The organism is Pseudomonadota bacterium (genome assembly GCA_030859565.1).
Classification (GTDB): domain Bacteria; phylum Pseudomonadota; class Gammaproteobacteria; order JACCXJ01; family JACCXJ01; genus USCg-Taylor.
Genome location: JALZJW010000284.1, coordinates 1 through 2242, shown reverse-complemented (window position 1 = coordinate 2242; position 2242 = coordinate 1). Strand labels below are relative to the sequence as shown.

Annotated in this window: 3 protein-coding genes; all 3 read right to left on the bottom strand. The window is 58.3% G+C overall.

All coding sequences use genetic code 11. The annotated features are described in order from the left end of the window. Nucleotides 1-496 precede the first annotated feature (496 nt). Complete coding sequence (locus M3436_20820) at nt 497-706, bottom strand: hypothetical protein (GenBank protein MDQ3566410.1); 210 nt, start codon at nt 704-706, stop codon at nt 497-499. Between the two features lie 561 nt (nt 707-1267). Continuing rightward, on the bottom strand, nt 1268-1630 hold the full coding sequence (locus M3436_20815; GenBank protein ID MDQ3566409.1) for a DUF721 domain-containing protein: 363 nt from the start codon (nt 1628-1630) through the stop codon (nt 1268-1270). A gap of 135 nt (nt 1631-1765) precedes the next feature. Further along, nucleotides 1766-1999 (bottom strand): ferredoxin, encoded by a 234-nt coding sequence (locus M3436_20810; protein ID MDQ3566408.1) that lies wholly within the window; start codon nt 1997-1999, stop codon nt 1766-1768. Between the last annotated feature and the right edge of the window lie 243 nt (nt 2000-2242).

Below are 2242 nucleotides of genomic sequence, written 5' to 3'. Positions count from 1 at the left end.
AACTTGATGTCCCGCCCTTTCAGGGCTGACGCCGTCTCTAACGCAACCCAGGGCGTTGCCCTGGGCTGGCTTATCGCAGCCTTTCAGGCTGGGTTTCCTCGGCGGTTTACAAACACGCCCTAGCCTCTGACATAGAGATCTCGGCTGTCCATTTGGGCGGTGTCGGCGTGAGAGGCAACTTGTCCGTATTGGGGAATGCTTCGGAGGTACAGCCAGTCACAGGAGAATTCGAGAATGTTGCCGCTCGTTGATACCATCAATCGATACGCTCTCCCGATCCGGCATCGGTAAACGCGTCCCAGATATTTACTGCTCTCCTCCAGGTCACCGCGTATCGGGAGCTCATCGTCAGAAGTGCGTTTAATGCCCTGCTTTGTCGCATAGCCGTTATATCTCCGAACGGCATCGCGACAAGCTTGGACAATTGGAGCGGGCAACTCTTCAGCCCACGTAATTCCAGATGAGCCGATAATCAAAAACGCTGCTAGCTGACGGATCATGGAGAGGGAGTGTTATCGATAATAACGGCGTCATCACGTCGCGACACCTGCAATGCCACATCTTCAAAGGTTCCGAGCCCCCCTGACACCATTCCCAAGACGGCCTTGGTGGCCGTCACTTCTCGGGAAGCATCCTCCACAGTCGTCCCGCCGTCCAGATTCCTGAAGAACTGCTCCGCCGCGAACGCCGCCGAGCTGAGGAGCACCGGCACGCGCCGCCCGACATAGTTCCTCGCTCTGAATGCATCGGCGAATCCTCAGCGGCACCCATGCTGTTCTCCGTCGAGGCGCAACCGTTCATGAAAACCAAGTTGTATCCTTATTTATCGTCGTCGGAGTAACGAGAACATCGTAGTTATCCCAGAACAGATCGTTGTTCCATACCTTGAAGCCTCGAAATCCATAAATCTCATCCGTCGCGCCCGGATTATCGGCCACACCATGCGACAAGATGTAGAAGATCGAGTATTTGGCAGCTCGCGTTTCAACTCGTCGATATCCACCTTCGTATCCGTGTACGACTTGGAATACCCCAGGACTGGAGCGCTGGCTCACGTTTCAAAGAATCTGATTACGCCAAGCGTACATCGTGCGTCCGTCCTGCACCGCAGATTACATTAGGCGGCGGAAGTCTGCGGCACTCTCGGCTTGTTGGCCTCGGCGGGAGCCACTCTCCCGCTACCTGACCCTGCGCGACGGCACCAAGGCCCAAACGATTCGCGCCTCAGATCCCTTCGTGAGCTTTGTGCCTTTGTGCGAGGCCGATTTCAGCCGACCCGGAAGCGCACTTCCCGCACCGTTCTCCCGCCGAAGCGCTTCTTCAGTTTGACGAGAATCTCGCGTTTCCACACGCGATCGAGCTCGAAGTGGACGCTCGGCTGGAGCACGTGCACGTACAGCACGCCGTCTTTGAGCCGTTGCGGCGAGGAATGCTTCGCGAAAAATTCGCCCACCGTTTCCGTCCACCCGTGGAGCACTTCCTCCTCCTTGAGCCGATCCTTCAGCCCAAGACTCGTCATTACTTTCGTGATCGCGTCATCGATGGGCCTGGCGGTGTCCCGCGTGAAAGGGATCTCCGGCAAGCCCCGCCACTCGGCGAGAACTCGGGCGCGCAATCGCTCAGGTTTCATGAGAAAAGTTGGGAGCCGTCAATGTCGCAACCTCTCCTTCCGCCAGGATCCGGTCTCAACTCGCCTCCGCACCGGCGGGCAAACAAAATATTACCGCTCACGGCGAGCTCGGCGCCAGGTGTTTGAGGGCGCCGCCTAGCTCCCGTCGCTGCCGATGGCCTCCACGGGACAGCCTTCCATCGCCTCTTTGCAAAGCGCCTCTTCTTCCGGGGTCTCCGCTTGCTTGAAGACGTAGCTGTGCCCGCCATCGTCGTTGCGCGTAAAATTCGCGGGGGCGGTCTCGCGGCAGAGATCGCAGTCGATGCACTGGTCGTCCACGTAGAACTGTCCGGTGACATTCTCGGGATATTTGTTAGCGACGTCGGCCATGATACTGTTGGTGAGAGGGTGGCCAAAATAGCGGCTGCCCTTCGAATCGCAAACAATTTCTCAAACCGGAATTCGAGGGCGCGCGTTTTCAAATGCTGAACAAGCAGACGCGCGGCTCGCGCCTCGGGAAGCGGGCATGTCCCCAGTTGAATCGAGAGTTGACCCGCCGGAGCGCGCTCCCGATGGTCAGGGACCGATGACCGAGAACGCTCCGCCTTCCGTGGTGCCGGCCGAGGGCTGGCA

Bases quoted from the DNA above. Each gene is read 5' to 3' on its own strand.
- M3436_20815 (MDQ3566409.1), bottom strand. From the start codon at position 1,630: ATGAAACCTGAGCGATTGCGCGCCCGAGTTCTCGCCGAGTGGCGGGGC.
- M3436_20810 (MDQ3566408.1), bottom strand. From the start codon at position 1,999: ATGGCCGACGTCGCTAACAAATATCCCGAGAATGTCACCGGACAGTTC.